General features: G+C 71.0%; 24 protein-coding genes. 16 read left to right on the forward strand and 8 right to left on the reverse strand.

Translation table 11 applies throughout. The features are described 5' to 3' along the window. Position 1 precedes the first annotated feature (1 nt). Positions 2-787: an SAM-dependent methyltransferase gene (locus OG584_RS20975; RefSeq protein WP_405779966.1), complete on the forward strand. Its 786-nt coding sequence runs from the start codon at positions 2-4 to the stop codon at positions 785-787. Between the two features lie 82 nt (positions 788-869). Here the strand turns inward: OG584_RS20975 and OG584_RS20980 are convergent, their stop codons facing one another. Both OG584_RS20980 and OG584_RS20985 read right to left on the reverse strand, forming a co-directional pair. After that, positions 870-1,364, reverse strand: coding sequence for a GNAT family N-acetyltransferase (locus tag OG584_RS20980; RefSeq protein WP_405779967.1), 495 nt, complete (start codon positions 1,362-1,364; stop codon positions 870-872). Positions 1,365-1,561: 197 nt separating this feature from the next. Then, positions 1,562-2,569 (reverse strand): 4,5-dihydroxyphthalate decarboxylase, encoded by a 1,008-nt coding sequence (locus tag OG584_RS20985; protein ID WP_405779969.1) that lies wholly within the window; start codon positions 2,567-2,569, stop codon positions 1,562-1,564. Between the two features lie 126 nt (positions 2,570-2,695). Here OG584_RS20985 and OG584_RS20990 point away from each other — a divergent pair, with 126 nt between their 5' ends. Next, entirely contained in the window at positions 2,696-3,337 is a 642-nt protein-coding gene (locus OG584_RS20990; RefSeq protein ID WP_405779971.1) for a TetR/AcrR family transcriptional regulator, read from the forward strand. Positions 3,338-3,474: 137 nt separating this feature from the next. Continuing rightward, complete coding sequence (locus tag OG584_RS20995) at positions 3,475-4,269, forward strand: exodeoxyribonuclease III (protein WP_405784202.1); 795 nt, start codon at positions 3,475-3,477, stop codon at positions 4,267-4,269. An 87-nt stretch (positions 4,270-4,356) separates the two neighbouring features. Here OG584_RS20995 and OG584_RS21000 read toward each other — a convergent pair whose 3' ends face one another. Beyond that, a complete protein-coding gene (locus OG584_RS21000; protein ID WP_405779973.1) occupies positions 4,357-5,055 on the reverse strand; it encodes a MerR family transcriptional regulator in 699 nt (232 codons plus the stop codon). A gap of 131 nt (positions 5,056-5,186) precedes the next feature. On the opposite strand from OG584_RS21000, the gene OG584_RS21005 reads away from it, so the two are divergent. From OG584_RS21005 to OG584_RS21020, 4 genes are all read left to right on the forward strand, one after another. Then, a complete protein-coding gene (locus tag OG584_RS21005; RefSeq protein WP_405779975.1) occupies positions 5,187-6,743 on the forward strand; it encodes a flavin-containing monooxygenase in 1,557 nt (518 codons plus the stop codon). Beyond that, complete coding sequence (locus OG584_RS21010) at positions 6,740-7,642, forward strand: alpha/beta fold hydrolase (protein WP_405779977.1); 903 nt, start codon at positions 6,740-6,742, stop codon at positions 7,640-7,642. The genes OG584_RS21005 and OG584_RS21010 overlap by 4 nt, the downstream gene beginning before the upstream one ends. After that, positions 7,639-8,520 (forward strand): SDR family oxidoreductase, encoded by an 882-nt coding sequence (locus OG584_RS21015; protein WP_405779979.1) that lies wholly within the window; start codon positions 7,639-7,641, stop codon positions 8,518-8,520. The genes OG584_RS21010 and OG584_RS21015 overlap by 4 nt, the downstream gene beginning before the upstream one ends. Before the next feature lie 99 nt (positions 8,521-8,619). Continuing rightward, a complete protein-coding gene (locus OG584_RS21020; RefSeq protein ID WP_405779981.1) occupies positions 8,620-8,820 on the forward strand; it encodes a hypothetical protein in 201 nt (66 codons plus the stop codon). Positions 8,821-8,948: 128 nt separating this feature from the next. On the opposite strand, the gene OG584_RS21025 is transcribed toward OG584_RS21020, so the two are convergent. Both OG584_RS21025 and OG584_RS21030 read right to left on the reverse strand, forming a co-directional pair. After that, a complete protein-coding gene (locus OG584_RS21025) occupies positions 8,949-12,323 on the reverse strand; it encodes a S41 family peptidase (protein ID WP_405779983.1) in 3,375 nt (1,124 codons plus the stop codon). Between the two features lie 156 nt (positions 12,324-12,479). Beyond that, positions 12,480-12,920 carry a hypothetical protein gene (locus tag OG584_RS21030; RefSeq protein ID WP_405779985.1) on the reverse strand — a complete coding sequence of 147 codons (441 nt, stop codon included), beginning with the start codon at positions 12,918-12,920 and terminating at the stop codon, positions 12,480-12,482. Between the two features lie 151 nt (positions 12,921-13,071). Between OG584_RS21030 and OG584_RS21035 the strand changes: the two genes are divergently transcribed. The 4 genes from OG584_RS21035 (at position 13,072) to OG584_RS21050 (ending at position 18,032) form a co-directional block, all read left to right on the forward strand. Beyond that, entirely contained in the window at positions 13,072-14,331 is a 1,260-nt protein-coding gene (locus OG584_RS21035; protein WP_405779986.1) for a sensor histidine kinase, read from the forward strand. Next, positions 14,319-14,966, forward strand: a complete 648-nt coding sequence (locus tag OG584_RS21040; protein ID WP_405779987.1) for a LuxR C-terminal-related transcriptional regulator — start codon at positions 14,319-14,321, stop codon at positions 14,964-14,966. Before OG584_RS21035 ends, OG584_RS21040 begins: the two co-directional genes overlap by 13 nt. A gap of 123 nt (positions 14,967-15,089) precedes the next feature. Next, positions 15,090-15,677 (forward strand): TetR/AcrR family transcriptional regulator, encoded by a 588-nt coding sequence (locus tag OG584_RS21045; protein WP_405779989.1) that lies wholly within the window; start codon positions 15,090-15,092, stop codon positions 15,675-15,677. A 159-nt stretch (positions 15,678-15,836) separates the two neighbouring features. Next, positions 15,837-18,032: an MMPL family transporter gene (locus OG584_RS21050; protein ID WP_405779990.1), complete on the forward strand. Its 2,196-nt coding sequence runs from the start codon at positions 15,837-15,839 to the stop codon at positions 18,030-18,032. Positions 18,033-18,081: 49 nt separating this feature from the next. Here the strand turns inward: OG584_RS21050 and OG584_RS21055 are convergent, their stop codons facing one another. After that, positions 18,082-18,537, reverse strand: a complete 456-nt coding sequence (locus OG584_RS21055) for an SsgA family sporulation/cell division regulator (protein WP_405779991.1) — start codon at positions 18,535-18,537, stop codon at positions 18,082-18,084. A gap of 226 nt (positions 18,538-18,763) precedes the next feature. On the opposite strand from OG584_RS21055, the gene OG584_RS21060 reads away from it, so the two are divergent. From OG584_RS21060 to OG584_RS21070, 3 genes are read left to right on the forward strand one after another with little or no spacing between them, the layout of a single operon-like run. Next, a complete protein-coding gene (locus OG584_RS21060) occupies positions 18,764-19,813 on the forward strand; it encodes an energy-coupling factor ABC transporter permease (RefSeq protein WP_405779993.1) in 1,050 nt (349 codons plus the stop codon). Position 19,814: 1 nt separating this feature from the next. Further along, the gene (cbiQ, locus tag OG584_RS21065) at positions 19,815-20,576 is read left to right on the forward strand and encodes a cobalt ECF transporter T component CbiQ (RefSeq protein ID WP_405779994.1); all 762 of its coding nucleotides are present in this window, start codon (positions 19,815-19,817) and stop codon (positions 20,574-20,576) included. Then, complete coding sequence (locus OG584_RS21070) at positions 20,564-21,331, forward strand: energy-coupling factor ABC transporter ATP-binding protein (RefSeq protein ID WP_405779996.1); 768 nt, start codon at positions 20,564-20,566, stop codon at positions 21,329-21,331. The genes cbiQ and OG584_RS21070 overlap by 13 nt, the downstream gene beginning before the upstream one ends. Before the next feature lie 45 nt (positions 21,332-21,376). Here the strand turns inward: OG584_RS21070 and OG584_RS21075 are convergent, their stop codons facing one another. Next, positions 21,377-21,793 (reverse strand): DUF6176 family protein, encoded by a 417-nt coding sequence (locus OG584_RS21075; RefSeq protein WP_405779997.1) that lies wholly within the window; start codon positions 21,791-21,793, stop codon positions 21,377-21,379. A 191-nt stretch (positions 21,794-21,984) separates the two neighbouring features. Here OG584_RS21075 and OG584_RS21080 point away from each other — a divergent pair, with 191 nt between their 5' ends. Together OG584_RS21080 and OG584_RS21085 are read left to right on the forward strand one after the other, a co-directional pair. Continuing rightward, positions 21,985-23,142 (forward strand): serine hydrolase domain-containing protein, encoded by a 1,158-nt coding sequence (locus OG584_RS21080; RefSeq protein WP_405784204.1) that lies wholly within the window; start codon positions 21,985-21,987, stop codon positions 23,140-23,142. 7 nt (positions 23,143-23,149) lie between these two features. Then, positions 23,150-23,929 (forward strand): SDR family NAD(P)-dependent oxidoreductase, encoded by a 780-nt coding sequence (locus tag OG584_RS21085; RefSeq protein ID WP_405779999.1) that lies wholly within the window; start codon positions 23,150-23,152, stop codon positions 23,927-23,929. A gap of 20 nt (positions 23,930-23,949) precedes the next feature. On the opposite strand, the gene OG584_RS21090 is transcribed toward OG584_RS21085, so the two are convergent. Further along, the gene (locus tag OG584_RS21090; protein WP_405780000.1) at positions 23,950-25,311 is read right to left on the reverse strand and encodes a chloride channel protein; all 1,362 of its coding nucleotides are present in this window, start codon (positions 25,309-25,311) and stop codon (positions 23,950-23,952) included. Between the last annotated feature and the right edge of the window lie 30 nt (positions 25,312-25,341).

A 25,341-nucleotide genomic window follows, 5' to 3' on the forward strand; every position in this document is an offset into this window, starting at 1 on the left:
TGTGACGGCCGGCAGCGACAAGCCCCTGATCGACACCAGCAGACCCCATCCGGCGCGCGTCTACGACTGGCTCCTGGGCGGCAAGGACAACTATCCGGTCGATCAGCAGGTCGGTGAGAAGCTGCCGTTGGAAGCGCGCGCCAACGCGGCGCGGAACCGGGCCTTCATGCACCGCGCGGCCGGCTGGCTCGCGCGGAACGGGGTGGATCAGTTCCTCGACATCGGTACGGGGATCCCGACCGCGCCCAACCTGCACCAGGTCGTCCAGGCGATCACGCCCACGGCCAGGGTCGTCTACGCGGACAACGACCCGATCGTGCTGCGCCACGCGGAAGCCCTGCTCATCAGCAGCCCGGAGGGTGCGACCGAGTACATCGACGCGGATGTGCGCGAGCCGGAGCTGATTCTCGGACGCGCGCGTCAACTGCTCGACTTCGAGCGGCCCGTAGCCCTGTCGCTCATCGCGCTGATGCACTTCCTGCCCGACGACCAGGACCCGTACGGCATCACCCGCACGCTCGTGGACGCGCTGCCGCCCGGCAGTTACCTGGTCCTCTCGCACGGCACGGCGGACCAGCATCCGGAGCTGGAGGACGAGACCAGGACGGCGTACCGCAAGGGCGCCATCGAGCTGCGGATGCGTACGCGGGCCGAGGTCGAGCCGTTCTTCGACGGGCTCGATCTCGTCGAGCCGGGGCTGGTGCCCGCGACGGAGTGGTACAAGGAGGGGCCGGCGCCGGAGAAGGAGCGGAGCGGGTTCTACGTGGGGGTCGGCCGGGTGCGCTGAGCCGGGCGCGGGCGGCGGTGCCGGTGACTCCGGCGCGGCGTGCGGGGCCGGAGCCGCCCCGTGTGCCGCGCGGGCCCGCCGCTCACTCGGCTGCCGGGGTCAGCTGCTTCGCGAAGCAGCGGCTGCTCTCGTACTCGCGGTAGTGGCCGAACTTCTCGCAGGGCGCGTAGCCGCTCGACGCGTACAGCTCTATCGCCTCGGGCTGCCGGTCGCCCGTTTCGAGCACCATGCGGGTACGGCCCGCCGCACGGGCGCTCTCCTCCAGGGCGGCGAGTATCCGCCGGGCCAGCCCGAGCCCGCGCGCCTCGCGGACCACGTACATCCGCTTCAGTTCGGCGTCCCCGGCCGAGTAGCCGTGTTCACCGGCTCCGTCCTGGTTCCGCCAGCCGCCGGTCGCCACCGGCCTGTCGTCCTCGTCGTACGCCAGGAGGTAGAGCCCGGCGGGCGGGTCGAACATCGTGGCGTCCAGCGGTGTGATGTCGCCGTCGTCGCCGTACCGCTCGGCGTATTCGAGCTGCACCTGGTCGTTGAGCTTGACGGCGTCGGGGTGATCGTAGCGGACCGGCTGGATATTCATGCGTTAAACCGTACATCTATACATAGGGGGAGGGTGATGCGGGTGCCGACGGGTGTCGTACCGCCCGTCGGGCCCATCCTAAATGGGTGAAAACGCGTTCACTGTGACTGTCTGTCTGCCTGCCCGTCTGCCCGTCTGCCCGTCTGCCCGTCTGCCCGTCTGCCGGACGGCCACGGTCGGGCGGGCGTGGTGGGAACTCACCCTTGAGCGGCGCCGCGCAGACCGGGGACGAAGATGTCCTCGGACGTGAGCAGCCGCTTCGACAGGCCCTGCTCGTGGTGGTAGCGCAGGAAGGTGTCGACGGCCTTGCGGTTGGCGTCGATGCCGTAGGGCCACCAGTCCTCGCCGAGCAGCGCGCGGTTCTCCGCGAACAGCTCGCTGAACCAGGGGGTGATCACCGACATGTGCTGTTTGGCCGCACCGGCCCGGTACCGCTCCTGCACGATGTCCTTGGCCTGGCTGAACGCGCGGTACACGGACTGCGCCAGGCCGGGCACTTCGGCCAGTTCACGGCGGATCGCGACGACGTGCATCATCGGGAAGACGCCGGTGCGGCGGTAGTAGTCGCGCTCGACCGCCCCGTAGTCGACGAACAGCCGCCGGATCTTCTTCGCCGAGCCGTCGATGAGGCCCTGCGGGACGTCGACCGACAGCAGGGCGTCGATCTCACCCGCTTCGAGCATGGCTCCGAGCGTCTGGTCGCCCTCGGTGTGGCGCACATCGACGCCGTCCGGGACGGGCTGCGGAATCCAGTCGAAGGCGGGGATCGGGTGATCGGTGCCGCCGATCACCCAGCGCATCCGGTCGGGCGTGACGCCGTACTCCTCGGCCAGGACGCCCTTCATCCAGACCCCCGGGTCGTGGCCCCACAGCGCGAACTCCCCGACGGTCCTGCCCGCGAGGTCCTCCGGCTTCTCGATCCCGCTGTCGGTGTTCACGAACAGCGACGAGTGGCGGAAGTTGCGGTTCGGGAAGACCGGCAGGGCCATGAAGGGTGAATCGTCCAGGTCGAACGTGCGCAGGAAGTAGGTCAGCCCGAATTCCGCGATGTCCAGTTCACCCTTGGCCATGCGGCAGAAGACGTCGGAGATCAGCGGCGAGGTGTCGAGAGTGGCGTCGACGCCGGCGATCGTGACCCGTCCGTCGAACAGCGGCTCGGTGTGCTCGTAGCGGTAGAGGCCCACCTTGAGCTTCAGCTCGGTCATCGTGGTGCTCCTTCTCCTCGCGCAGCGCGGGCCGCTTCCGTGAATGAGCGTTCACGTTTATGGTGAGGGAAGGCGTTCGCCGCCGTCAAGGCGAATGACTGTTCATTTACGGAAGGGGTGTGACCCGTGCCGCGCATCACTGCCGAACGCCGGGCGGCGAACCGGTCGCAGATCGTGGCGGCGGCCCGTCGCTGTTTCTCGCGTGACGGCTTCCACCAGACGTCGATGCCCGACATCGCGGCTGAGGCGGGTGTGTCGGTGGGCGCCCCCTACCGCTACTTCGCCGGCAAGGAAGAGCTGATCCTGGAGATCGCTGGTGACGCCTTCCGTGTGATGTTCGATCCCGTCGAGCGCCTCGTCGGCGAGGCCGGCGATGTGACGGTCGCCGATCTGGTCGCGGCGGCGGTCGACCCGGTGAGCGGTGAGGTCGCTGTCGACGGCACCGGCCGGGCCGTCCCTGTCGACGAGCTTCTGCGCTGCGCGGTCCAGGCATGGGGCGAGCTGCTGCGGCACCAAGGGCTGCGGGAGCAGGCCGGGGCGGGCTTCGAGCGTGTACGGGAACGCATCGCGGACGCGCTCCGCGCCGGTCGGCGGGCGGGAACTGTGCCGGCGGGGCTGGACCCCGATCGCGGAGCGCGTGTGGTGATGGCGTTGCTGCACGGTTTTGTACTGCAGTACACGGCGTTCGGACTTGACGACCCGGCCGGCTTCGCGCACGACGTCCGCGTCGTACTCAGCGACGCGGGAGTGCTGCGCGGCGATCGCTGAAGCCGGCCATGCGCGTTCCGGCCTCGCACGGCGAGGGCCGTACCTGCGGCTGTGCCGGCGGCCCGGCGCCGCCCCGTGGGCGGATGGGTAGGCTGCCTCACTCGGACAGCAGGCAGTAGGAGCATGTTTTGATCACCGTGACCACCGTGAACGTGAACGGGCTGCGCGCCGCCGCCAAGAAGGGCTTCGTGGAGTGGCTGGCGCAGACCGACGCCGATGTGATCTGCCTCCAGGAGGTACGCGCCGAGCCCCAGCAGCTGACCGACGAGGTCCGCGAGCCGGAGGGGTGGTTCACCGTGCACGCTCCGGCTGCTGCGAAGGGGCGCGCGGGTGTCTCGCTGTACGCCCGGCGTGAGCCGGAGCGGGTGCAGATCGGCTTCGGCAGTGCGGAGTTCGACGGCAGCGGGCGGTACGCCGAGATCGACCTGCCCGGTGTGACGGTCGCCAGCCTGTATCTCCCCTCGGGTGAGGTCGGCACGGAGCGGCAGGACGAGAAGCTGCGGTTCATGGCGGAGTTCCTGCCGTACCTCCAGGGGCTCAGGGAACGGGCGGCCGCCGACGGCCGTGAGGTCGTGGTCTGCGGCGACTGGAACATCGCCCACCAGGAGGCCGACCTCAAGAACTGGAAGGGCAACAAGAAGAACTCAGGCTTCCTGCCCGAGGAGCGCGAGTGGCTGACGCGCGTCTTCGCCGGGGACGACGGCGCCTACGTCGACGTGGTGCGGGCGCTCCACCCCGGTGTGGAGGGCCCCTACTCGTGGTGGTCCTACCGGGGGCGCGCCTTCGACAACGATTCGGGTTGGCGCATCGACTACCAGGTGGCGACCCCCGGGCTGGCCGCCAAGGCGGTCAAGGCCTGGGTCGAGCGGGCCGCCACGCACGACGAGCGGTGGAGCGACCACGCGCCGGTGACGGCGGTGTACGACCTGTAGGACCTGCGCCCCCGTACGGCCGGCAGGACCGGACCGGCTCGCACGGCCATGGCGTACGTGGCTGCGGTGCGGGCGGCCCGGCGGGTGTCACTCCCCTTCCGGGCCGCTCTTCTCCGCCCGTACCCGCCGGTCGAGCGACATGGAGAGTTCCGCTTCCACCACGTCCTTCGCCAGGGGCCGCACCCGCTCCATCGCGCTCGTGAACTCCTCGTCCCCGAGGTGGGTCCGGACCAGGCCGGAGAAGAGTTCGGTGAGGGCCTCGGTGTGCCTGCGGACCTCGCGGCCCGACGCGAGGACCGATGCCAGCGGGACGCCCTGGCGGACCAGGGCCGCCGATACGTCCAGCAGGCGGCGGCTGATGTGGATGATGTTGTCGCCGTCCGTGGCGAGATAGCCGAGGTCGAGGGCGGCTGCGAGGTTCTCCGCTGTGACCTCGCCCTCGAAGTAGTCCGCGAGCTGCTCCGGAGTGAGCCGGACCGGTTCCTCCTCCGTCCAGGCCGGCGGCTCGGTGGCGGCCAGGCCCAGGAGCTGGCCCACGTCCCGGCCGCTCTCGAAGGCCGTGGCGAGATCGGCGATGCCGCTGAGGGTGTGACCGCGCTCCAGCAGGGCCGAGATCGTGTGCAGCCGGGCCAGGTGGTGTTCGTCGTACCAGGCGATGCGGCCTTCGCGGCGCGGTGGCGGGATCAGCTTGCGTTCGCGGTAGAAGCGCAGGGTGCGCACGGTGATACCGGCCGCTTCGGCCAGCTCCTCCATGCGGTACTCGCGCCCCGTTCTTTCCTCTGCCACGCCGGAAGCCTATGCCGTACCGGCGCGAACTTTCCTTGGTCTGCCCCCTACCCATGAGTACGCCACTGTTCTACTCTCCAACTGTGCCAGTGATTACTGGCAGAGTTCGGGGTACTGCGGGAGGCGGCAGCATGGCCCAGCACGAGCACGTACGAGTGGCGGTGATCGGATCCGGATTCGGTGGCCTCGGGGCCGCGGTCCGGCTGCGCCGCGAGGGAATAACCGACTTCGTCGTCCTGGAACGGGCCGGCTCGGTCGGCGGGACCTGGCGAGACAACAGTTACCCGGGGTGCGCCTGCGACGTGCCGTCCCACCTCTATTCGTTCTCCTTCGCGCCCAACCCCGACTGGCCGCGCACCTTCTCCGGCCAGCCGCACATCCGGGCCTACCTGGAGAACGTCGCCGACACCTTCGGGCTGCGGCCGCATATCCGCCTCGACCACGAGGTGCAGATGATGCACTGGGACTCCGCCGAACTGCGCTGGGAGATCGAGACCACGCAGGGCACGCTGACCGCCGACGTGGTCATCTCCGCGACCGGGCCGCTCTCGGACCCGAAGATGCCGGAAGTGCCGGGACTCGACTCGTTCTCCGGCGAGGTCTTCCACTCCGCGCAGTGGGACCACGGGGCCGACCTGCGCGGCAAGCGCGTCGCGATGATCGGGACCGGTGCCTCCGCGATCCAGATCGTGCCCGCCATCCAGCCGGAGGCCGGGCGGCTCACCCTCTTCCAGCGCACCCCGCCGTGGGTGATGCCCCGGATGGACCGCGCCATAAGCGGTGCCGAGCGGTGGCTGCACGGGAAGGTGCCCGCCACCGCCGCGGTGCGCAGGCGGCTGCTGTGGAGCATACGAGAGCTCCAGGTCAGCGCCTTCACCAAGCACCCCAACGAGCTCGGGCTCATCGAATCGATCGGCAGGGCCAACATCGGCCGGTCCATCAAGGACCCGGCGCTGCGGGCCAAGCTCACGCCCTCGTACCGGATCGGGTGCAAGCGCATCCTCCTTTCCAGCACCTACTACCCGGCTCTGGCGCAGCCCAATGTGGACGTCGTGGCCTCCGGACTCAAGGAGGTCAGGGGAAATACGCTGGTCGCGTCCGACGGCACCGAGACCGAGGCGGATGTGATCATCTTCGGGACCGGCTTCCATGTGACGGACATGCCGATCGCCGAACGGGTGGTGGGCGCCGACGGCGTCACGCTCGCCGAGGCGTGGAAGGACGGCATGGAGTCGCTGCGCGGGGCGACGGCCGCCGGGTTCCCCAACTGGATGACCATCATCGGTCCGAACACCGGGCTCGGGAACTCCTCGATGATCCTGATGATCGAGGCCCAGCTGAGCTATCTCGCCGACTACATGCGCCAGTTGAACGTCCTGGGCGGCAGGGTCGCGCTCGATCCCCGCCCGGCGGCGGTGGACGCGTGGAACGTCCGCGTCCAGGAGCGCATGAAGCGGACCGTCTGGAACACCGGCGGCTGCACCAGCTGGTACCTCGACGCCAACGGGCGCAACACGACGATCTGGCCGGGCACGACAGCCGAGTTCCGCAAGGCGACGCTCGGCGTTGACCTCGGTGAGTACGAGGTCGTACGGGCCGCCGCCGGACAGACCGTCGTACGGCAGCGCACCGGTGATCACGACAGCGACGGCGCCCAGGACCGCACCGTGGACCGGGAGTCGGTGTGAGCGGCGTGGGAGTGCGGGAGCTGACAGCGGTCTCCGCCGACGGGGCGCGTATCCACGTCGAGGTGCACGGCCCCGACGGCGCCCCCGCTGTGGTGCTCGCACACGGCTGGACCTGCTCCACCCGCTTCTGGGACGCCCAGATCAGGGACCTCTCGGCGGACCACCGGGTGGTGGTGTACGACCAGCGCGGCCACGGGCGCACGCCCGGCGCGGACCCCGGCGGCTACACCACGGACACCCTGGCCGACGACCTGGAGGCGGTGCTCGCCGCCACCCTCGGACCGGGCGAACAGGCTGTGCTCGGCGGCCATTCCATGGGCGGGATGACGATGATGGCCGCCGGAGCGCGGCCCGGGTTCCGGGAGCACGCGGCGGCGGTGCTGCTGTGCAGTACGGGCAGCTCGCGGCTGATCGCCGAGGCGACCGTGCTGCCGATGCGGCCAGGCAGGCTGCGGACCCGGCTGACGGGCGCGGTGCTCGGGTCGCGGGCGCCGCTCGGGCCCGTCACGCCCGTGTCCAGAAGGATTCTCAAGTACGCGACGATGGGCCCCGGTTCGGCCCCGGACCGGGTGGCCACATGTGCGCGGATCGTGCACGCCTGCCCCCGGGCGGCGCGGGTGGGCTGGTCGCATGTGCTCGCGGCCCTCGATCTGGGTTCGGTGATACGGGAGTTGACCGTGCCCACCGCGGTCGTCGTCGGAACGGCCGACCGGCTCACCCCTGCGGTGCACGCACGGGAACTGGCTGCGGCGCTGCCGCACTGCCTCGGCCTCACCGAACTGGTGGGGATCGGGCACATGACGCCGGTGGAGGCGCCCGAGGTGGTCGGCGCGCGCCTGCGTGAACTGGTCGCCGCCCATCTGCGGGTGGACCGAGTGGAGAAGGAGGAGGCCGTATGAGCAGGACGAGTCTTGAGGGCCAGGTCGCGGTCGTCACGGGCGCCGCGCGCGGGGTCGGTGAGCTGCTCGCCCGCAAGCTCTCGGCGCGCGGGGCGAAGGTGGCGCTCGTCGGCCTGGAGCCGGACGAGCTGAAGGCGGTCTCCGGCCGTCTGCACACCGAGAGCGCGTACTGGTACGCCGATGTCACCGACCATGTGGCGATGGCGGACATCGCGCAGCAGGTCAAGGCGCATTTCGGGAAGGTCGACATCGTCGTCGCCAACGCCGGGGTGGCGTCCGGCGGGCCCTTCGTGGACTCCGACCCCGAGTCGTGGCGGCGGGTCATCGAGGTCAACCTGGTGGGCGGGGCGGTGACCGCGCGGGCGTTCCTGCCGGTGCTGATGGAGAGCCGCGGGTACTTCCTCCAGATCGCCTCGCTGGCCGCCGTCACACCCGCGCCGATGATGTCCGCGTACTGCGCGTCCAAGTCGGGTGTCGAGGCCTTCGCGCACTGCCTGCGGGCCGAGGTCGGCTACAAGGGCGTACGGGTGGGCGTCGGCTACCTGTCCTGGACGGATACGGACATGGTGCGCGGCGCCGACGAGGACGACGTGATGCGGGAGCTGCGCCAGCGGCTGCCGTGGCCGGCGAACCGCACGTATCCGCTGGGCCCGGCCGTCGACCGGATCGTGGCCGGCGTCGAGCGGCGGTCCGCGCACGTGTACGCGCAGTGGTGGCTGCGCGGGATGCAGTCCGTACGGGGCTACCTGCCCGCGCTGATCGGTACGGTCGGCCAGCGTGAGATGCGGCGCTTCGAGCCGAGGCTCGCCGGGGTGAGCAGGGGCCTGGTGGGTGCCGGCGGGGTGGCGGACGAGAAGGCGCGCACGGAGCGTGACTGATCGAAATGCGGTGAATGTTCCGTCATGTCAGTCTGGTTGAGGCCTGGAGGGCACAGCCCTCCATCCCCTCACACTTCACTGGGAGTGAACCTCATGGGCATGAAGGACCAGTTCAAGGACAAGGCGCAGCAGCTCGCCGACAAGGGCAAGCAGTCGGCTGACGGTGCGAAGGACAAGGCTCCGGAGCGCTCGCCGCGCCCCGGTGACGAGGCGAGGGAGCGCGGCGGGAACGTCGCGGACCGGGCGCGGGATCGCGGCCAGGGCCAGGCCGACCAGGTCCGGGACCAGTTCGACTCCTGAACGTGAATCCGTGAGAGGGCGCGCCTCCCTTGGGGGGCGCGCCCTCTCGGCGTGCGGTGGTGTGGGGCCGTGCGGTGGTGCGCGGCCTGCCCGCACGCGCCCGTCCGCGACAGCGCGGGCGCGTGCCCCTACCGGGGCGGCAGCGTCGGCCGCCGCTTGTCCGGTACCGCCGAGTAGTCCGGTGGTTCCGCGGCCGGCTTCGCCGCCAGGAGGTCGAGCGCCGTCCACACCGCGTCGTCGAGCTGCCCGTGCCGGCCCTCCGCCCAGTTCAGCGGGGTGCGCAGGGCCTCGACGTCCGGTTCCACACCGTGGTTCTCGACCGACCAGCCGTAGTCGTCGAACCAGGCCGCGTTCATCGGGACCGTGATCACCGTGCCGTCGCCGAGCCGGTGGCGGCCCGTCATACCGACCACGCCGCCCCACGTGCGCTGGCCCACCACCGGGCCGAGCCCCAGCAGCCGGAACGCGGCCGTGATCATGTCGCCGTCGGACGAGGTCGCCTCGTCCGCGAGGGCGACCACCGGGCCGCGGGGCGCGTTCGACGCGTAGGAGACGGGCTGGGCGTCCCGGGTGAGGTCCCAGCCCAGGATCGTGCGGGTGAGTTTCTCGACGACCAGCTCGCTGATGTGCCCGCCCGCGTTGCCCCGTACGTCCACGATCAGCGCGGGGCGTGAGACCTCCAGGCGCAGATCGCGGTTGAACTGCGCCCATCCCGAGCCGCCCATGTCCGGGATGTGCAGATAGCCGCACCGGCCGTCGCTCAACTCCCGTACGACAGCGCGCCGTTTGGCCACCCAGTCCTGGTAGCGCAGTGGCCGCTCGTCGATCAGCGGGACCACCGCGACCCGGCGGGAGCCGCCCTCCGGGCCCGCCGGGCCGAAGGTCAGCTCGACCGTGGTGCCGCCCGCCGCGGCGAGCAGCGGGTAGGGGCCGGTGACGGGGTCCACCGGGCGGCCGTCGACATGGGTCAGCGCGGCGCCCTCGCGGATACCCGTACCCGCCAGCGGGGAGCGGGCCTTGGAGTCCGACGAGTCGCCGGGCAGGATGCGCTTGACCACCCAGGCGCCCTCCCTGCACACCAGATTCGCGCCGAGCAGGCCCATCACCCGCTGGTAGTGGGGCGGTCCCTCGTTGCGACGGGCGGCGGTGACGTACGCGTGCGATGTGCCCAGTTCGCCGAGCACCTCGCGCAGCAGGTCGGCGAACTCGTCCGGGGTCGCGACCCGTTCGACCAGCGGGCGGTACTGCGCCAGGATCGCCGACCAGTCGATGCCGCCCATCTCCGGCTCCCAGAAGTAGGAGCGGATGATGCGCCCCGCCTCGTCGTACGCCTGGCGCCACTCGGACGCGGGGTCGACGTCGTGCAGGATGCGCCGGGGGTCGAGGTAGACCGTGGTGTCGTTGTCGCCGATGTCAGTGGCGGGAACCGCGCGCAGCTCGCCCAGGTCCATGACCACCAGCCTGCTGCCGTCGCCGCTGATGGCGAACCAGTCGAGGTGGCCGACCAGTTCGGTCTTGCGGGCCCGTGCGACGGCGAAGTGTTCGAGCGTGGGGCGGCCCGAGATGTCGGCCGGATTGACGAACGTCTCGCCCAGCGCGCCCGAGATGGGCCAGCGCAGCCAGACGAGACCGCCGCCGCTGACCGGGCAGAGCGAGGAGTACTTCGAAGCGGGCACCGGGAAGGGCGTGACCCGGCTCTCCAGCCCCTCGATCTCGACCAGCACCTTGCTGCCGTCCGCGCTGTCCCCCGGATCGTCGGCCGGGTCGAGACCGCCTGCCGCGGGGCGGCCGTCGGGGGAGAGGGCGAAGGGCGAGGGCGTCGTGGAGGTGAGCGGCACGAGGTACGGGCGGCAGCCGAGCGGGAACGACAGGTCGCCGGTGTGGACGTCGTACACCGGGTCGAAGCCGCGCCAGGAGAGGAACGCCAGATAGCGGCCGTCGCTGGTGAAGACCGGGTTCTCGTCCTCGAAGCGGCCGTTGGTGACATCGACGACGGTCGGGGCCATCGGCCCGGCGATCTTCGCCATCTTGATCTGGCGCAGCGAGCGGCCGATCCCGGGGTGCGACCAGGTCAGCCAGGTGCCGTCGGGGGAGAACGCCAGATCGCGCACCGGGCCGTTGAGGGAGCGGATCAGCTCGGTGACCCCGCCCTCGCCGTCACTGTCACCGTCACCGCCGGCCCGGGGGTCCGCCGGCTCGCCGTCCGCGCTGCCGTCCCCCGGCGCCCCCTCGGGTCCCGGTGTTCCGTCCGGTGTGTCCTGCGGAACCGTGAGCAGCAGCAGCCGCCCGTCGTGCGAGGCGATGGCCAGCCGCTCCCCTTCGGGGTCCGAGACCATCTCCTGGACGCGTCCCAGCTCGCCCGCGGCGAGCAGTACGGGCGGCCGGTCGCCGCTGGCGCGCGGCATGTACGCGACCTCGACCGCGTCCTCGCCCTGCGCGTCCGTGACGTAGGCGATCCGTCCCGCGCTGCCGAGCATCTCGGGCAGGCGGACCCGTACCCCGGGGGTGTCCGTGATGGTGCGGGCCGGGCCGTCGCGGTGGGTGAGCCAGTACAGGCTGCCGCGTACGAGGACAGCGCTCGCGCGCCCGGTCTCGTCGACGGACAGGCCGTCCACGTTCGCCGACGCGGGGATCTGATAGGCGCGCCGGCCCGTGCGCGGGCTGCCGATGCGGACCTCCAGCTTGCGCGGCACCGCGCCGGGCGACAGGTCGTCGGCCAGCCAGATATCGCCCGCGCACTGGTAGACCACCCGGTGGCCGTCGGTGGAGGCGTTCCTCGCGTACCAGGCGTCGTGGTCGGTGTGGCGGCGCAGATCCGTGCCGTCCGGCAGGCAGGAGTACAGGTTGCCGATCCCCTCGTGATCGGAGAGGAAGGCGACCCGGTCGCCGACCAGCATCGGGCAGCCCAGATGCCCGTCGATCCCGGCGAGCAGCCGCTCCCCGTGCAGCCAGAGGCGGCCGGTGGCGCCGCCGCGGTAGCGCTTCCAGGCGGCCGGTTCGTGCGGAGGCTTCCCGGTGAGCAGAAGCGTTCGCCGCTCGCCGCCCACGTCGCCGACCGCGATGTCGTGGACCGGCCCCCAGGGCAGCTTGGCCCCCGGTGAGCCGTCGGTGGCCACCGTGTAGGCCCAGCTGAAGTGCGAGAACGGCTGGTTGTGCGAGGCCACGGCCAGGATGTCGCCCTCGGGCGTCCAGCCCCGGACGCGGGTGTCCAGGGAGCCCCAGTACGTCAGGCGCCGGGACGGGCCGCCCTGTACGGGGGCCAGATGGATCTCCGGGTCCAGGCTGCGCCAGGACGTGTACGCGATGTGTGCGCCGTCGGGGGAGAACCGCGGCTGGCCCAACCGGGTCCGGTCCGCGGTGATCCGCCAGGCCCGGTCGGGGCGCTCGGCCCCGGCGGCGAGAGGCGCGACCCAGAGGTCGTCCTCGGTGGCGAAGCACAGCAGGTCGCCGTGGAGGTTCGGGAAGCGGAGGTACGCGGCATCTCCCACATCGGCATGGCTCACCCCTCAATGCTTTCCGCGCTGAGGGGGCCCGGCAACTCGTGGGGCTCGCCATCTCAGCCGTTGCCCCTCCCATTGCGGGCCTGCCTGTGACCGCCGTGGGGCCGCACGCACCACTGCGCAGTCCGAGCCCGGAGAGCCCGCGGGAGCTGAGGGGGGTCAGCCTGACTTGGGGAAGGCGGCGCGCAGTGCGGAGCCGCGGGTGGTGAAGGCGGCTCGGATGACGGGCAGCATGCAGAGGGCCTGCATCACGGCGTACCACGCAGGGCAGACGCCCGGGATCAGGTCGACGCCGATGATCGCGATCGGCATGATGACGACGAGGGCGGTCAAGCGCTCGAAGGCCCGCCGGGATCCCCGGGAGGCGGAGGTGGCCGTCCGGTGGAGCAGCAGGGCGACCACGGGCAGCAGGACTGCCCGGACCCACATGAACGTATTCACCGTATGACCGCTGCCCGATACCGCGACGACTGCCAGGAGGGCGACGGCGCCGAGTGCGCCGTAGACCTTGATGCTGTTCTTCGCCGTGCCGAAGGCTTCCTGGGCGCGGGGGGTGTCGAGGGATGCTGCCCCGGCTGTGGTGTGTCTGTTGGTCTCCATGCTCATCGACGCTACGAAGCGCCCGCCTGACGCGGTATCCGTCTGGACCCACGGGTGGGTGGGGCCAGCCCCACTTCCCTGCTGACCAGGGCGGTGGCGGACTCAGTGCGGTGCACAGTGGAAGCACCGAACGGAAGGCGACAGAAGAATCATGGGACAGCTGGGTTCGTGGCCGGCGCGCGTCGGCGTGGGGTTCGTCAGGGCGTGCGTCGTGTCGGTCGTCAGCATGCTGGTCCCGGCCGTGTGGGCCGGCGCCGTGGCACTGGGGATTTGGTGGGGGGCGGGGAACCCGTGGTCGTGGGTGGGGCCGGTCGTGCTGGTGTGCGTGGGGACGCTCGCCCTGTGCCGCCCGGTCTGCCGGATGACCCGCTCACTCGTAGCGAAGTGGACGGCAGCTGTCGTCCCGGCCGGATACCGGCAGGCCGGGCCGGTGACGCGGATGTCCACCGGGTACTGGTGGAACGGCTTCAGTTACGAGCGCACCCGCCGTGACGCCCTCCTGGACCAGAAGTGGCGGGTCCGATGGAGCGACCCCGCCAACTGGCGCGACCTGCGCTTCGTGGCTGTCGCGCCGTTCACCGCGGGCCTCGTTGCGTGCCTTCCGCCGGCCGGGGTGGCCGTGGCGGTCATCGGGCTCGGCCGGCCGGGGATACCCGGCCGCGTCGCCGGGCTGCTCGGCCTGGGCATGGCCGTCGCCAGTGCGCCGTACGCCTGGCGTCCCGTCGTGCCGGTCGCCGTCCGCTACCTGCGGCCGTCATCCGCCATGGAGCTGTCGGACCGGGTGGACGAGCTGACCGCCCAGCGTGCGGAGGCGACGGTGGCCCAGGCCGCCGAAATCCGCCGGATCGAGAGGGACCTGCACGACGGGGCACAGGCCCGCCTGGTCGGGCTCGGGCTGTCGTTGGCGACTGCGGAGAAGCTGATGGAGACCGACCCTGAACAGGCCAGAGCGCTGATGCGGGATGCGCGGGAAGGCGCCACCGCGTCGCTGGCCGAACTCCGTGAACTGGTGAAGGGAATCAACCCGCCCGTGCTGAACGACCGCGGGCTCGTCGATGCCGTTCGCGCTCTCGCCCTGGACAGCCCGCTGGAAGCGGCTGTCAGCGCCGGCCTCCGGCTCCGCCTGGACCCGCCGGTCGAGTCAGCCCTCTACTTCGCCGTCGCCGAACTGCTGACCAACGCGGTCAAGCACGCCCGCGCGACTGGGGCCCGGATCTCCATCACCCAGGACGGCGCCGGCATCGTCGTCGTCGATGTCGAGGACGACGGACGCGGTGGAGCCGTCATCCGAGACGCCGGAGGCCTCGCCGGGCTGCGCCGCCGCCTCGCGGTCTTCGACGGCACCCTGGAGATCACCAGCCCGGCCGGTGGCCCGACCCGGGTGAGGATGATGGTGCCATGCGAATCGTAGTAGCCGAGGACCTCTACCTCCTGCGCGACGGAATGGTCCGCCTCATCGAGGCGTGCGGGCACCAGGTGGTGGCGACGGCCGCCACGGGACCCGAGACCCTCGAAGCGCTGCTGAGGTGGCGGCCGGACGTCGCCGTCATCGACGTCCGCATGCCGCCGGCCCAGTCGGACGAGGGCCTGCGCGCCGCTCTCGCCGCCCGTCGCGAGCTGCCTGGACTGCCGGTCCTCATCCTCTCCCAGTACGTCGAGCAGCTGTATGCCCGCGAACTCCTGGCCGACGGCGCCGGCGGCATCGGATATTTCCTCAAGGAGAGTGTCTTCGACGCCGACCAGTTCATCGACGCCCTGGAACGCGTCGCCGGTGGGGGAACGGCCATGGACCCGGCCGTCATCGCCAAACTGCTGTCCAGCGGGTCCTCGAACCGGCGGCTGGAACGGCTCACCGAACGCGAGCATTCCGTGCTCGGCCTCATGGCCGAGGGACTGTCCAACCAGGCCATCGGCCGGCGGCTCTTCCTCAGCGAGAGCGCCATCAGCAAATACACGACCTCCCTCTTCGGCAAACTCGGCATCACCGACGACGACAGCAACAACCGCCGTGTCCTTGCCGTTCTCACCTACCTGAACAGCCCGTGATCCGCTTCGGTCTTATCCCGGTCCGACAACCGTGATCGAGTCCACAAGCGAAACGTTGCCGTTTCGCTCAGAGGCGGCGTACCGTCGTGGTGTACGAAACCGTTTCGCTCGGGAAGGCCGGGGATGGCAAGCAGACTGACGCCGGAGCGCGAGGGTGAGCTGTACGCGGCCACGCTCGATCTGCTGCGTGAGGTCGGCTACGAAACCCTGACCATGGACGCCGTCGCCGCTCGTACCCGCTCCAGCAAGGCCACCCTCTACCGCCAGTGGGGGAGTAAGCCGGAGCTGGTCGCCAGGGCGCTCCGGTACAACAAGCCCGTCCGTATCGACGAGGTCGACACCGGTTCGCTGCGCGGGGACTTCCAGTCCATGGTGGCGCGCGAGGACGACTGCGAGATGGAGCGGAATTCCGCACTGATGCGGGGCCTGATGCATGCCGTGCATGAGAACCCGGATCTTTTTCAGGCGCTGCGCGAGCTGCTGATCGAACCCGAGGTGACCGGGCTCAACCGCATGCTGGAGCGCGCTGTGGAGCGCGGCGAGGTCAGTGCCGACAACCCCGCGCTGAGTTTTGTCCCGCACATGATGGTCGGCGCTTTCGTCGCCCGTCAGCTGCTGGAGGAGCAGCCTGTCGACCAGGCTTTCCTCTCCTGTTATCTGGACGCTGTGGTACTCCCCGCTCTCGGCGCCCAGCCACCGGTCAACCCGTGACCAGTCACTGATCAGTCACTGATCAACCCGGTCCCCGCGGTGACCACCACTGAGCCATCGCCTGACACACCTGAACATCTCTCCACCTGACACGCCGCTCTCGTCGTCGGGCTGGTTCATTACGCCCTTTTCCACCCGACCTGACCGGGAGACGCCCTCGTGGCCACGTACCTCTACAAGCTCGGACGGTTCGCCTTCCGGCGCCGCCGTTATGTCGCCCTGGTGTGGGTGGCGCTGCTGGCGCTCGCCGGCTTCGGCGCCTCGTCCGCCGCCACCGCGACCGCAAGCTCCTTCTCGATACCCGGCACGGAGGCCCAGAAGGCCTTCGACCTGCTGGGACAGCGGTTCCCCGGCACCAGCGCCGACGGCGCGACCGCCCGGGTCGTCTTCAAGGCCCCCTCCGGCGAGAAGATGACATCCGCGCCGAACAAGGACGAGATCAAGACGGTCGAGAAGGAGCTCAGCGCCGGCTCCTCCCAGATCGCCTCGGTGAAGGACCCCTACAAGGCGAAGGCCGTCTCCAAGGACGGCAGCACGGTCTACGTCCAGGTCACCTACAAGGTCAGCTCGATGGAGCTGACCGACAAGTCCAAGGACGCGCTCCAGGACACCGCGGACAAGGCCCAGCACAACGGATACACGGTGGAGATCGGCGGTGACGCGCTCCAGGCCATGCCGGAGACCGGCTCCGGCGAGATCATCGGTGTTGTGCTCGCCGCGATCGTGCTCATCGTGACGTTCGGCTCGCTGATCGCCGCGGGGCTCCCGCTGCTGACCGCGCTCATCGGCGTCGGTATCGGTGTCTCGACGATCACGGCGCTGGCCAATGTGCTGGACCTGGGCAACACCACGTCGACACTGGCGATGATGATCGGCCTCGCGGTCGGTATCGACTACGCGCTGTTCATCGTCTCCCGCTACCGAGCGGAACTGGCCGAGGGCAGGGAACCGCAGGAAGCCGCGGGACGGGCGGTCGGAACGGCCGGCTCGGCCGTGGTGTTCGCCGGACTCACCGTGGTCATCGCCCTGGTCGGCCTGGCCGTCGTGAACATTCCGATGCTCTCCAAGATGGGCTTCGCCGCGGCCGGTACGGTCGTGATCGCCGTCCTCATCGCGCTCACCCTCATCCCCGCGCTGCTCGGCTTCGCCGGAAAGCGCGTGGTGGGCCGCAAGGCCCGCAAGAACCCGCCGGTGCCGGGCGCCGAGGTCAAGGCCAACGGCGGCACCCGCTGGGCGCGGGTCGTCCTGCGCCGCCCGCTGCTCGTGCTGCTCGTCGGTGTGATCGGCCTGGGTGCCATCGCGATTCCTGCGGCCTCCCTGGAGATGGGCCTGCCGGACGACGGGGCGCAGCCCACCAACACCACCCAGCGCCGTGCGTACGACCTGCTCTCCGACGGCTTCGGGCCCGGGTTCAACGGCCCGCTGACGGCCGTCACGGACGTCAAGGGCATCAGCGGCGGTACCGGCGCGGTCGACGAGGTACGGCAGAAGATCTCCAAGCTCGACGGTGTGGTCTCGGTGGGGCCGGCGTTCTACAACAAGGCGCACGACACCGCGACGATCACCGTCATCCCCAAGGACCGGCCCTCCTCGGTCAAGACCGAGGACCTGGTCCACTCCATCCGTGACGCGGGCGCGGAGGTCAAGTCCGAGACCGGTGCCACGGTGCTGGTCACCGGCGCGACGGCGATGAACATCGACTTCTCGCAGAAGATGAACGACGCGCTGGTCCCGTATCTGGCCCTCGTGGTGGGGCTCGCGTTCCTGCTGCTGATGCTGGTCTTCCGCTCGGTGCTGGTCCCGCTGAAGGCGGCGCTCGGCTTCCTGCTCTCGGTGGTCGCCGCCCTGGGCGCGGTCGTCGCGGTCTTCCAGTGGGGCTGGCTCGGGTCGCTCTTCGGCGTCCAGCAGACCGGCCCGATCATGTCGATGATGCCGATCTTCATGGTGGGTGTGGTCTTCGGCCTCGCGATGGACTACGAGGTCTTCCTGGTCACCCGGATGCGGGAGGCGTACGTCCACGGGGAGACCCCCGGCCAGGCCATCGTCACCGGCTTCAAGCACGGTGCGCGGGTGGTCACGGCTGCGGCCGTCATCATGATCGCGGTCTTCTCCGGCTTCATCGGGGCCAGCGACTCCATGATCAAGATGATCGGCTTCGGCCTCGCCATCGCGGTCTTCTTCGATGCCTTCGTCGTACGGATGGCCATCGTGCCGGCCGTCCTGGCGCTGCTCGGCAAGCGGGCGTGGTGGCTGCCGCGCTGGCTGGACCGCGCGCTGCCCAATGTGGACGTCGAGGGCGAGGGTCTGAACAAGCACATCGAAGCGCAGGCGCAGCGTGAGCTGATCGACGCCTGACGGCATCCTGACGGCGTGACGAGTGGGCGGCCCCGGCCGGGGCCGCCGCTCAGGCGCTGAGCGGCCCTCCATGCCCGACGGCGTGGGGGGCTTCTTCGCGCGCCGGTTCCCCGACGGGCGCTTCCCCGGCCGGGGCTTCCTCGTGGGGCGCCTCGGCGAGGGGGGTCTTGTCCAGGGGTGTCGCATGGGTGCTGCGCAGGAAGCGGATCAGCGGCGCGTTGTCGAACTGCACCACGGCCACCCCGTTCGCCGAGTAGAACTCCAGCACCACCTGGGCCCGCCCGCACGGCCAGATCCCGATGTCGCCCGTGCGCCGCGGGGTCCGCAGCCCCGCTTCGAGCAGCTCCCTGGGGAAGGTCCACTCGTTGTCTCCCGGGAAGGCGAAGCGCACGGCGCCAGGGTCGCCCTCCGGGTCGTAGCGGAGCGCGACGTACACCACCGTCCACTGGCCGGGGACGTCCGTCACGACATGACCACGTACGGGCACCTCGATGGCGGAGGACATGCGCGCTCCCTTGCTCCGGACATTCACGGTCGACGGCCTGGGTGGATGCCCTTTTTTGACTGTTTACATCTCTAATGTCCCATATTTTGACTGAGGCGCCACCGCTCCGCCGCTGCTCGGCCGCCGTAGCTGGGAGGCAGGCGCTCTTGCGAGCCGTTCGCAACAAGGCTCTATCATCGAACGGTTCACCACCGCCGGTGTGCGTTCGCGAGGAGAGAGTCACCACATGCATGTCCCCGACGGATTCATCAATGCCCCCGTCTCGGCGGTGACCGGTGTCATCGCCGCGGGCGCGATTGCCGTCAGTCTCCGGGGGGCGCGCCGCGAGCTGGACGAGCGGACCGCGCCGCTCGCCGGCCTCGTCGCCGCCTTCATCTTCTCCGTGCAGATGCTGAACTTCCCCGTCGCCGCCGGTACCAGCGGCCATCTGCTGGGAGGCGCGCTCGCCGCGATCCTGGTGGGGCCGTACACCGGTGTGCTCTGTGTGTCCGTCGTCCTGCTGATGCAGGGCATCCTCTTCGCCGACGGCGGGCTCACCGCGCTCGGTGTGAACATCACGGACATGGCCATCGTGACGACCGTCGTCGCGTACGCCGTCTTCCGCGGCCTGGTCAAGGTGCTGCCCCGCCGCCGCAGCTCGATCACCGCCGCGTCCTTCGTCGCCGCGCTGCTCTCCGTGCCGTGCGCCGCACTCGCCTTCACCGCGATGTACGCCCTCGGCGGCACCACCGATGTCCCGGTCGGCAAGGTGCTGACCGCGATGGTCGGCGTCCACGTCCTCATCGGTATCGGCGAGGCCGCGATCACCGCCCTCACCGTCGGCGCAGTGATCGCCGTCCGTCCCGACCTGGTCTACGGCGCCCGCGGCCTGACCGCCCCGCTCAAGCTCCGGGTGGGCGGTGAACTGATCGACGCCCCCGCAGCGGCCCCGGCCGCCGCCCGCTCGGCCCGGTCCACCCGCAAGGTCTGGGGCATCGGGCTGATCACGGCCCTCGTGCTGGCCGGGTTCGTCTCCTTCTACGCCTCCGCCAGCCCCGACGGCCTGGAGAAGGTCGCTCACGACAAGGGCATCGACGCCAAGGAGCAGCCGCACCACACCGGGGACTCCCCGCTCGCCGGGTACGGCGTCAAGGACATCTCCGACGCCCGGCTCTCCGGCGGCGTCGCCGGGCTGATCGGTGTCGGCGCCACGGTCGTCGTGGGCAGCGGAGTCTTCTGGGCGGTCCGCCGCCGCCGTGCGCAGTCGCCGGCCGGCCCGCACGCGGAAGCCGTCTGACATGGGCGCCGGCCACGCGCACAAGCTCTACCGGCACGGTCACTCGCCGGTCCACGACCTGCCGCCGCACTGCAAGCTCGCCGCCGTCTTCGCCTTCGTGATCGTGGTGGTCTCCACGCCGCGCGAGGCGATGTGGGCCTTCGCGCTGTACGCGGTGCTGCTCGCGGCGGTGACCGCCGCGGCCCGCATCCCGGCGGCCTTCCTCCTCAAGCGGCTGCTCATCGAGATCCCGTTCGTGGCGTTCGCGGTGCTCATGCCGTTCGTCGTCCCCGGCGACCAGGTGCACGTCCTGGGCCTCTCGCTCAGCGAGCCCGGCCTCTGGGGCGCCTGGAACGTCCTGGCTAAGGGCACCCTCGGCGTCGCCGCTTCCGTACTCCTCGCTTCGACCACCGAACTGCGCTCCCTGCTGCTCGGGCTCCAGCGGCTGAAGCTGCCGCCGATGCTGGTGCAGATCGCGTCGTTCATGATCCGGTACGGCGATGTGATCACCGACGAGATGCGCCGGATGTCGGTCGCCCGCCGCTCGCGCGGGTTCGAGGCGCGCGGCGTACGGCAGTGGGGGGTGCTCGGCAAATCGGCCGGGGCGCTCTTCATCCGCTCCTACGAGCGCGGCGAGCGTGTACATCTGGCCATGGTCAGCCGGGGATACACCGGGACCATGCCCGTCATCGACGAAGTGACGGCGTCGGGCGCGCAGTGGCGGTCCGCCGCGGCACTCCCCGTCGCCGCCCTCTGTATCTGTCTGCTGGGATGGACCTTGTGACTACGACCCCCGCTGCCCCGCCCTCCCTGGAGGTCGCCGGCCTCGCGTACGCCTACCCCGACGGCCATCAGGCCCTCTTCGGGGTCGACCTGGCCGTCCAGCGCGGACAGCGCGTCGCGCTGCTCGGCCCGAACGGCGCGGGCAAGACCACGCTGGTCCTCCACCTGAACGGCATCCTCACCGGCGGTGCCGGCACCGTGTCGGTCGCCGGACTGCCGGTGGCCAAGGCCAACCTGGCGGAGATCCGCCGCCGCGTCGGCATCGTCTTCCAGGACCCCGACGACCAGCTCTTCATGCCGACGGTCCGCGAGGACGTGGCCTTCGGCCCCGCCGCCTCCGGGCTGCGCGGTCCGGAGCTGGAGGCCCGGGTCACCGCCGCGCTCACCCAGGTCGGCATGGAGTCCTATGCGGACCGGCCCCCGCACCACCTCTCGTACGGCCAGCGCCGCCGCGTCGCGGTCGCGACCGTCCTCGCGATGGAGCCGGAGATCCTGGTCCTGGACGAGCCCTCGTCCAACCTGGACCCGGCGTCCCGCCGTGAACTCGCGGACATCCTGCGGTCGCTCGATGTGACGGTGCTGATGGTGACCCACGACCTGCCGTACGCCCTCGAACTGTGCCCGCGCGCGGTGGTGCTCAGCGACGGCGTGATCGTCGGCGACGGACCGACCGGCGACATCCTGGCCGACGACGCGCTGATGCGGGCACACCGCCTTGAGCTGCCGTTCGGATTCAACCCGCGCACGGTGGTCTGAGCCCGTGGACCTGCGCGCGCTCCGCGACCGCGCGGTCCGGACCCGCTACGGCTCCTCAGCGGGCCTCGCGGGCACCTCGCGCAGCGACCAGGCCAGGACCGCCTCCCGTACGGGGGCGGGAAGCATGAGGACCTGCGGTTCGGCCTCGACCCAGCCCGGCTCCTTCGTGCGCTTGGCCTGCTCGATGTGATCGCGGTCGATGGGGAGGCCGGGATCCGCACCGGCGCCGTTCTCACCCTTGACGGTGACCCAGTACAGGTACTCCTCGCCCTCCTCGCGCAGCCTGAATACGATCTCGATGGCCATTCGTTCCCGGTCCAGCGTCGCTACGCACTCGTCGAGCCGGTTGTTGAGCATCTGCATCCAACGGTCGGCCTCCGGGCCCCCGTCGGGTCTGACCTTGGCCCGGGACAGCTCAACGACCAGGCCTTCGGGGATGCTTGCGGGTCTGTCGGCAGTCATGAACGCAGAGCCTGCCAGATCCCGCTCCCGGGTCGCCGCGTGGTCCTGCTGTCCTCCGCCCGCCACCCGGCGGGCCCGCGCCTTCGCGCACACGCAAGACCCACCCCCCGGCGACTCCCGCCCGAGCCGCACCGCACCATGGACCCTGTACGCCAGTCCGGGCGTACAGCTAGACGTGGGAGCGCGACGTGGTGGACGTCCAGGGCACAGTGGCGGACGGATTCGAGCCGGTCCGGGAGGCTTTCGTACGGAACTTCACGCACCGTGCGGAGCGCGGCGCCGCCGTCACCGTCTACCGCGAAGGACACAAGGTCGTCGACCTCTGGGCCGGTACGAAGGATGTCGACGGCGCCGAGCCCTGGGCCCTCGACACCGCCCAGGTCGTCCGGTCCGCGACCAAGGGGGTGGCCGCCGCGGTCCCGCTGCTGCTGCACCAGCGCGGCCAGCTGGACCTCGACGCGCCCGTCTCCACGTACTGGCCGGAGTTCAAGGCGGGCGGCAAGGAGCGCGCCCTCGTCCGGCACTTCCTGGCCCACCGCACCGGCGTACCCCTCCTCGACCGTCCGCTCACGCCCGCCGAGGCCATCGACGGGGTTTCGGGGCCGCGCGCCGTCGCCGCCCAGCAGGCCGCCTGGGAGCCCGGCACCGAGCACGGCTACCACGCGCAGACATACAGCTGGCTGCTGAGCGAGCTCGTCCGGCGGGTCACCGGCCGCACCATCGGCCGCTGGATCGCCGAGGAGATCGCCCGCCCCCTCGACATCGACTTCTGGGTCGGCCTGCCCGCCGAGGAAGCGCACCGGGTCGGCCGGATCGGCACCGTCGCGGCGCCGCCGGTAGGCACCGGCCTCAAGCTCAAACCGAAGAGGTCCGTCAGCGACGCCTACCAGGACCCGTCCTCGCTGACCAGCCGCGCCTTCGGAGCCATCGAGCCGTTCCCCGACGAGAACGACCCCGCCTACCGCGCCGCCGAACTCCCGGGATCCGGCGGCATTTCCACCGCCCGCGCCCTGGCCCGCGTCTACGCCGCGATGATCGGCCACGTCGACAACGGCAGCCGCCTCTTCGCCCCCGCCACCCTCGCCCTGGCCCGCAGCGAGGAGTCGTCGGGCCCGGACCGGGTGCTCGTCGTCAACACCCGCTTCGGCCTCGGCTTCATGCTGCACGGTCCGTCGGCCCCGCTGCTCGGCCCCGGTTCGTTCGGCCATCCCGGCCGCGGCGGCTCGCTCGGCTTCGCGGACCCGGAGTCGGGGATCGCGCTGGGGTACGTGACCAACGCGCTCCAGAAGGGCGTCACCGCGGATCCGCGCGCCCAGGCCCTGGTCAGAGCGGTGCGCTCGGCTACATGATCGCTGTATGGATGCAACGAGGCGGTTCGAGGGTTACGCGGTACTGATCACCGGCGCGGGAAGGGGGATCGGCGCGGCCACCGCCCGCCGGTTCGCCGACGAGGGCGCCCGCGTCCTGGTCACCGACCTGGACGGCGCCCGCGCGCGGAAGACGGCGGCGGAGCTGCCCGGCGCGCTGCCGTTCACCTGCGACGTCACCGACCGGTCCGCCGTCGAGGCGGCAGTTGCGTACGCGGTGGCCGAGTTCGGCGGGCTCGACGTGCTGGTCAACAACGCGTACGCCTGCTCGCCCGACACCCCGCTCTTCGAGGACGAGGACGACGCGTCCTGGCACCGCGACCTGGACGCGACCCTGAGCGGCGCGTTCCGCGTCTCGCGCGCCGCCATGCCGCATCTCGCCGCGGCGGGCGGCCGGGGCGCCATCGTCAGCGTCGGCTCGGTCAACGGCGCGCAGGACTTCGGCAACCACGCGTACAGCGCCGCGAAGGCCGGCCTGGCGAGCCTGACCCGTACGCTCGCGGGCCACGCGGCACCGCGCGGTGTCCGGGTCAACCTGGTCGCGCCGGGCACGATCCACACGGACGTGTGGGCGCTGCGCGGAGTGGAGGACACGCTCGAACAGGCCGCAAAACACTACCCGTTGGGCCGGGTGGGGATACCGGACGACATCGCGGCGGCGGTGGCGTTCCTGGCGTCGGGTGATGCCGCCTGGATCACCGGGGTGACCCTGCCGGTGGACGGCGGGCTGCTGAGCAGCAACCTGGGGCTGCGGAACTCGCTGGGCTGAGTGGCTGACCGGCGGGCTGGTCAGCCGGCCGAGGGCGAGGGCGCGGCCGGTGGTGCCGCGGCCTCCGCCGGCGGCGGGTTGAGCCGTGCCGACACGACGTGGCAGACCACCACTGCCACGATCACCAGCGGCATGACAGTGAGCCCGTCATGTCCCAGCAGCAGCGTGGCCAGCAGCACGGAGGTCATCGGCAGCCGGAGCAGTGCCACCGACATCGCGCCCATCCCCATCGCGGCGGCGGAGACGAAGGGCAGCCCCGGAAGGTGCGACAGCGCGATCCCGCCCGCGGCGCCGAGGAACAGCGCCGGGAAGATCGGGCCGCCGCGGAAGGCCGCCAGCGATACGCAGTAGGCGATGCTCTTGCAGACGAGGAGCAGCACCAGTGCGCCGAGGGAGTACGAGCTGGTGCTGAGCAGGAGGTGCGGCAGCGCGCTCTGCCCGGAGAACAGCACGTCGGACGTTGCCTTCCCGGACCCTTCGGCGTACGCGATGGCGAGCCCCGCCACGGCCAGGCCGATCACCGGTGTCCACACCGTCCGCCGCCGGTTCACGCCGGGTTGGAGCCGCAGCGCCGTGCGGCGGACCCCCGCACCGAGGAATCCGGCGGCGATTCCGATCACCAGCGCGTAGCCGAACTGGGCGATGTCAGGGCGCTCCACATGGGGCAGGTTCGGGATGACGAGCGTTCCGGCGCCGACACCCGCCCAGGTGCCGAGCCCGGTGAAGATCAGCGAGCCGATCCCGGCGGCCAGCAGCCCGGGGACGAGCACGATCCCGAGCATCGGCCCGCCGAGCCCGGAAGCCTCCATCAGCAGGAAGGCCCCCACCAGCGGTGAACCCAGCAGCGCACTGATGGCGGCGAAGCTTCCGGCTGCCGCCACCAGGGCCTGTTCCCGCGCGCCGGCGCCGGGCCGCAGCAGACGGAAACCGTAGAGGGCGACACCGCCGCCCAGCGCGATCATGGGCGCCTCCGGGCCGATGACCGCGCCGAGCGCGAGGGAGGCGACGGCGGCCAGGAGGATGCCGGGCAGCTCGGCGGCGGGGGCGGCCCCCTTCGTCTTGAGCCCTTCGGCGGGCTGATGACCGCCGTTGCCCGGCAGGTACCGCACGGTCAACGCGACCAGCAGCCCGGCGAGTACGAGCAGGGGCACCGGCCACCAGACAGGAACGCTGTCAAGCCCGAGCGCGTGGGGCAGGTCGGTGAAGACGGCCTCCTGGAGGTAGTGGACGGCTTCCAGGAAGCCGTAGGCACCGGCCGAGAGCACGACACCGAAGAGCCCGGTGAGGACGAGGAGCATGAGGTAACCCCTGCTCCGCAACGGCCCGAACGGGTCTGCGAGCAGGGCGGCTTGCTGGTCGGCTGCTGGCTCGTCCGCTGACATCAGGGCGTCTCCTCAGGGGCCGACCGGGGC

This window comes from Streptomyces sp. NBC_00859 (genome assembly GCF_045161865.1).
Taxonomy (GTDB): domain Bacteria; phylum Actinomycetota; class Actinomycetes; order Streptomycetales; family Streptomycetaceae; genus Streptomyces.

Coding starts and splice junctions, on each gene's coding strand:
- OG584_RS20980 (WP_405779967.1), bottom strand. CDS start 1,364: ATGAATATCCAGCCGGTCCGCTACGATCACCCCGACGCCGTCAAGCTC.
- OG584_RS20985 (WP_405779969.1), bottom strand. CDS start 2,569: ATGACCGAGCTGAAGCTCAAGGTGGGCCTCTACCGCTACGAGCACACC.
- OG584_RS21005 (WP_405779975.1), top strand. CDS start 5,187: ATGGCCCAGCACGAGCACGTACGAGTGGCGGTGATCGGATCCGGATTC.
- OG584_RS21015 (WP_405779979.1), top strand. CDS start 7,639: ATGAGCAGGACGAGTCTTGAGGGCCAGGTCGCGGTCGTCACGGGCGCC.
- OG584_RS21020 (WP_405779981.1), top strand. CDS start 8,620: ATGAAGGACCAGTTCAAGGACAAGGCGCAGCAGCTCGCCGACAAGGGC.
- OG584_RS21030 (WP_405779985.1), bottom strand. CDS start 12,920: ATGGAGACCAACAGACACACCACAGCCGGGGCAGCATCCCTCGACACC.
- OG584_RS21035 (WP_405779986.1), top strand. CDS start 13,072: ATGGGACAGCTGGGTTCGTGGCCGGCGCGCGTCGGCGTGGGGTTCGTC.
- OG584_RS21040 (WP_405779987.1), top strand. CDS start 14,319: ATGCGAATCGTAGTAGCCGAGGACCTCTACCTCCTGCGCGACGGAATG.
- OG584_RS21045 (WP_405779989.1), top strand. CDS start 15,090: ATGGCAAGCAGACTGACGCCGGAGCGCGAGGGTGAGCTGTACGCGGCC.
- OG584_RS21055 (WP_405779991.1), bottom strand. CDS start 18,537: ATGTCCTCCGCCATCGAGGTGCCCGTACGTGGTCATGTCGTGACGGAC.
- OG584_RS21060 (WP_405779993.1), top strand. CDS start 18,764: ATGCATGTCCCCGACGGATTCATCAATGCCCCCGTCTCGGCGGTGACC.
- cbiQ (WP_405779994.1), top strand. CDS start 19,815: ATGGGCGCCGGCCACGCGCACAAGCTCTACCGGCACGGTCACTCGCCG.
- OG584_RS21070 (WP_405779996.1), top strand. CDS start 20,564: ATGGACCTTGTGACTACGACCCCCGCTGCCCCGCCCTCCCTGGAGGTC.
- OG584_RS21075 (WP_405779997.1), bottom strand. CDS start 21,793: ATGACTGCCGACAGACCCGCAAGCATCCCCGAAGGCCTGGTCGTTGAG.
- OG584_RS21085 (WP_405779999.1), top strand. CDS start 23,150: ATGGATGCAACGAGGCGGTTCGAGGGTTACGCGGTACTGATCACCGGC.
- OG584_RS21090 (WP_405780000.1), bottom strand. CDS start 25,311: ATGTCAGCGGACGAGCCAGCAGCCGACCAGCAAGCCGCCCTGCTCGCA.